A 5331-nucleotide genomic window follows, 5' to 3' on the forward strand; every position below is an offset into this window, starting at 1 on the left:
GGGTAATGAACTCTTGTCTTCAAACGAAAAACACCTCCAATGAATTTGCATACTTAGTATGCGAATTCAGGAGGTGTTTTTTTCATGTACCACTATTCGGGTTCACTTCAAATACGACTTGTCTTTATCATTAGGAATACGCACAATAAATTCTGTTCCATTTCCTTCTTCACTCTCTACTTTTATCTCTCCTTGATGAAGATCGAGTACTTTCTTTACAATAGCTAAACCTAAGCCACTTCCTCCATAGACACGATTTCGTGAAGAATCCGCTTTATAAAAACGCTCAAAAATATGTTGTTTCTGTTCTTCTGATATACCAATTCCTGAATCACAGATACGCACTTCCACTACTGTCTCATGTTCCTTTAACTGAATAGTAATTGTACCACCGCTTGGAGTAAATTTAATGCTATTATGAATTAAATTAATCCACACTTGACTCATACTTTCTTGGTCTGCAGTTACATGGACTTTCTCTAAATCAAGATCTAATTCAATTTCTTTTTCAGCCCAGAGTGGTTCACTATTTAACACAATTTGCTTTAACTGTTGATCTAATCGATAACTCACTCTCTCTGGTGTATACTCTTCGGATTCTAAAAGAGTTAGCTTTAGTAAATTTTGACTTAGTTTAGATAATCTCGTTGTTTCAGTTTCAATAATTGTAAGATAATGCTTTCTTTTTTCCTCAGAAAGATTATCGTCTTGTAGTGCTCTAGCAAATCCTTTTATAGAAGTTAATGGTGACTGTATTTCATGAGAAACATTTGATACAAATTCTTGTCTCATTTTCTCCATCGTATTCAGTTCATCTGTCATATCATTTATACTTTTTACGAGCACGCCAATTTCTCCATCATACTTTTCTTCATTTCGTATTTTTACGGAGAAGTCTCCTTTTGCAATTTTTTGTATCGGTTCAATAATAGTCCAAATCATTGCCTCTCGTTTTGGCCTCATTAATATTCCAATTAATGTCCAAATAAGAATAATAAATACAAAACCGACCATATCACTAATTAGAAAGGCAACAAACGGCGATACGTTTACGTCAAAAGCATTCAATAAACTAGTTGCTACATAAAATGCGATAGACCAAATGATAGTAAGAAAAGAAAAGAGCGCTAATACCGCTCCAAATACTTTCATCATCTTCAACTTACTCATTCGTTTTCTTTTTCTCATTTACTTACCTCTAAGCGATACCCTAATCCTCTTATTGTTTTAATACTAAATTTCGACTGCTCTTCTTGAAACTTCTCACGTAACCGATTAATATGAACGTCTAGTGTACGTTCATTCCCTTCAAAATCATATCCCCATATTTCTTCAATTAATTGTTCTCTCGAACAAGTTCTTCCCGATTTAGACCCTAAAGTAAAGAGCAGCTCAAATTCTTTTAACGGTAACGTAACCGTTTGTTCTCCAGATGTAACTTCGAATGTTTTACGATTTAATAATACATTTCCAACTTGAATCGATTGCGAAACTGTAATTTGGTAACGTTTTAACAATGCCTTTACTCTCACTACTAGTTCTATAGGGTCAAATGGCTTTACAAGATAGTCATCTGTCCCAATGTGAAATCCTTTTACTTTTTGTGATGTTTCCCCTTTGGCAGTTAGCATCAGCACCGGGATATCATAGTATTTTCTTAATTCAAAACATACATCAAATCCATCCATATTTGGCATCATGATATCAAGAATAACCATATCGACTTTTACGTCATCCATTTTCTGAAGTGCATCTACTCCATCAATTGCCTCATATGTTTGAAAACCTTCTCGTTCTAAAAATACAGAAACGAGTTCTCTAATGTGTGGATCGTCATCTACTATTAAAATTTTAGGTATCAAAGGAACCATTTCCTTTCTACTTAGCATCTAATATATTTTTTTAAAATGAATCATCAATGGAGTAAAATCCCCGCTGATGATTCATTTTATAAGGCACCCTCTTTAATTTTCAATTGTTGCGTTGCAAACTCACGATACATATCATGCGTCTGTAATAATTCATCATGCGTACCACTACCTGTAAGATTCCCTTTTTCAATAAAGATAATTTTATCTGCATCTACAACCGTAGAAAGCCTATGCGCAATCACTAACGTTGTTCGGCCTTTCATTAAGTTATTTAACGCTTTTTGAACGACAGACTCGGACTTACTATCTAAACTTGAAGTCGCTTCATCCAGCATAAGAATTTGCGGATTTCGAAGTAACGCTCGGGCAATAGCAATTCGCTGTCTTTGTCCACCAGAAAGCTTCACACCGCGTTCTCCAACTTCTGTTGCATATCCGTTTGGTAAGTCATGAATAAATGCATCCACATATGCCATCGCTGCTACTTTTTCAATTTCTTCATCCGTTACTTCGCCCTCAACACCGTAACAAATATTATCACGAATCGTTCCATCGATTAACGGACTATCTTGTGATACGTAACCGATTTGACGTCGCCATGACTCTAATGAATAACTCGTAATTGATTCTTTTCCTAATTTAATAGCACCACTAGTTGGCTCATAAAAACGTTCCAGTAATGAGAATAACGTTGTTTTCCCACTACCACTTGGTCCTACAATCGCTGTCACTTTTCCAGATTCAATTGTAAAATCAATATTTTTCAAAACTTGCTCTTCTTCGTTATACTCAAAATGTACATTTTCAAGAACGATCGGCTGCTTAGCATTTGCCACTTTCACACCAGTTTCATGATCTTCTACTTCATATTCTAAAATCGTACTAATTCTTTCCGTTGCACCGATTGCCTTTTGAAATTGTGTAAAGAACATAGATAATTGACTCATCGGCATTATAATTTGAACTAAATACAAAATAAACGCTACAAGTTCACCAGTTGTTAATGCACTGCTAGAAACTCGCATCCCGCCATATCCTACGATAATAACAAGTAATGCCATTAAAACAAACGACATAACTGGCGAAATTAATGCTTGCACTTTTCCTTCTTTCAAACCAAATTGTAATAACTTTTGTATACCTGTATTACCCGTTTCATATTCTCTTTTTTCTGTATTTGAAGATTTCACTAAACGAACTTCCGATAACACTTGCGTTAACACACTTGTAAAAGATGCCGTTTCATCTTGAAGCGCTTTTGAAATCTTATACATTTTTCGTCCAAGTGGAACTAAAATTAATACAGACAACGGAATAACCGTTAAAAGTAACGCAGTCATTTTCCAATCTAAAACAAATAATACAATTAACGATCCAACAATTGAAATACCACCTGTTAATAAGTTTGACAAATGCTCAGAAATTAACGTTTTCACTACACCTGTATCATTCGTCATACGGCTAATCGTATCACCTGTTCTATTTTGATCGTAATAAGATACCGGCAAGATAAGTACCTTTTTCCACAAACGTTCTCTTAGTCCCGCTACAATCTTCTGACCGATGTAATTTAGTAAATATATAGATAACCCTGCCGCAATAGTTTGCATTACAAAGAAAGCAACTAACCCAACAATTTGTCCTGCACTAATTGAAGAAAGCGAAAAATTATCTACTAATCCTTTTGTTAGCATGGGAATAAATAAACTCGCTCCCGTAGAAAGCAAACTCATTAATAATGCAAAAACTAAAATTCCTTTCGGAGGATTTGTATCTTGAATAAGGCGTAAAAACTGCCTCCAACTCCCTTTTTTCTTCATTTCATTTCTAACTTCCATTCCTGTTCATCTCCTCGTGTTAAACAAAACTGTTCTTTCTAAAATTAGAATACGATACAAATGTAAACTGAATGTAAACACACTTTTTCTATTTTTACAAAATATACATAAAAACTCATCTTTACAACAGATATAAACATCTGATATTATTACCTGGTACTTAATATTATTCTATGTAAATTATAAATAATTTACAACACGATATAAATCTCCAGTTAGTGAAAGGAGTATCCTTTTTGCAAACAAATATACATTCTGAAAAGGAAACAATTATTTTTATTCATGGATTAGTTGGTAATCGTCGCGCCTTCAAAAAGGAGCAAAAACGATTTTCTGCCTCCTACAACATTATAACTTATGACTTATTAGGTCACGGTGATGATAAAGGAGAAGCAATCGACTTTTCATTACAGCGCCTCGTAGATCAATTATTAAACTTATATGAACAAGAAAATATTAAAAAAGCTCATATTTGTGCACTAAGTTACGGCTGTTACATCTCTACAATTTTTGCACAAATGCATCCAGAAAAAGTATTAAGTATTTGTCATATTGGAGGACATTACAATAACCCTTCTCGTTTATATAATGTATTTCAAAATTTTTGGGAGAAGCGAGGAGATGAATACTCTAAATGGCTCTCTCAATACGCAAATACTATTTTTCCAAGTGGTATACTAAAAGCAAATCCATTCGCAGTCATTTCAAGAAATATTTACTACCGTTTCGGATTACAATTACATTCATCCATAATTGCCCAGTCATTACGACATCGGTTAGAATTCGATTTAAAATCTAAATTAAAATCACTTCCTCACCCTATACTATGGGTAATGGGAGAGCATGATCATCTCTATAAATCTTGTCTATTTGATTTGAAATCTATTTTACCTAACGTTCTATACAAGGAAATACCTTTAGCAGGACATGCAGCGAACTTATTTCGTCCTAACTATTTCCACGACTTATATGATCGATTTTTAAATGGAAAATTAAAATAAAAACTATTAAACTTCCAATTTATTCAACTATAAAAAGGCTTCCCAAGTTTCCTTGGAAAGCCTTTTCTCTATACGAAAAGTATATAAAACTACTTTTTCTTAGTATGCTTTTGTGTAACCTAAAATGTGCTTGCTCCAGTAAGAGTTACTTACAGAACTAATACGTACACCAGTTGCATCTGTTTCTGCACTAATGAACTGACCGTTTCCTAAGTAAACACCCATGTGAGAAGGACCTGATTTATAAGTATTTTGGAAGTATACTAAATCACCTGGTTGTGGATTGCTAGTTTTTGTTTTAGAGCTCCAGTATCCAGCAACTGTTTGACGAGCGCCTTTATGACCAGTTTGATTTAATACGTAGTGAATGAATCCACTGCAGTCAAAACCAGCAGGTGTTGTACCAGCAGTTCTGTATGGTGAACCATTTAAAGATCTAGCGAATCCAGCGATTGAAGATGTATCTCCACCTGTTGTTGGTTTTTGTACGTCTTTACCTGGTTGTTGAACGTTATTTGTAACGTTATTGTTATTTGTAACGTTATTGTTATTTGTAACGTTATTTACTCCGCCTTTTACAAACTTAACGAAGTCTGCACTTACGTAACCTGTACGGCCGTT

The 5331-nt window shown here is 34.3% G+C and carries 5 protein-coding genes; 1 reads left to right on the top strand and 4 read right to left on the bottom strand.

Annotated elements, in window-relative coordinates:
• Positions 1-102 precede the first annotated feature (102 nt).
• From hitS to MR167_RS30295, 3 genes are all read right to left on the bottom strand, one after another.
• A complete protein-coding gene (hitS, locus tag MR167_RS30285) occupies positions 103-1188 on the bottom strand; it encodes an envelope stress sensor histidine kinase HitS (RefSeq protein ID WP_242316157.1) in 1086 nt (361 codons plus the stop codon).
• A complete protein-coding gene (hitR, locus tag MR167_RS30290; RefSeq protein ID WP_242316158.1) occupies positions 1185-1862 on the bottom strand; it encodes an envelope stress response regulator transcription factor HitR in 678 nt (225 codons plus the stop codon). Before hitR ends, hitS begins: the two co-directional genes overlap by 4 nt.
• Before the next feature lie 86 nt (positions 1863-1948).
• Positions 1949-3709 carry an ABC transporter ATP-binding protein gene (locus tag MR167_RS30295; protein WP_242316159.1) on the bottom strand — a complete coding sequence of 587 codons (1761 nt, stop codon included), beginning with the start codon at positions 3707-3709 and terminating at the stop codon, positions 1949-1951.
• Between the two features lie 236 nt (positions 3710-3945).
• Between MR167_RS30295 and MR167_RS30300 the strand changes: the two genes are divergently transcribed.
• On the top strand, positions 3946-4710 hold the full coding sequence (locus MR167_RS30300; RefSeq protein WP_001194308.1) for an alpha/beta fold hydrolase: 765 nt from the start codon (positions 3946-3948) through the stop codon (positions 4708-4710).
• Positions 4711-4809: 99 nt separating this feature from the next.
• Here MR167_RS30300 and MR167_RS30305 read toward each other — a convergent pair.
• A partial coding sequence (locus tag MR167_RS30305; RefSeq protein WP_242316160.1) for a C40 family peptidase occupies positions 4810-5331 on the bottom strand: 522 nt, incomplete at its 5' end.

The sequence above is a fragment of the Bacillus cereus group sp. BfR-BA-01355 genome (genome assembly GCF_022663675.1).
GTDB lineage: Bacteria > Bacillota > Bacilli > Bacillales > Bacillaceae_G > Bacillus_A > Bacillus_A thuringiensis_S.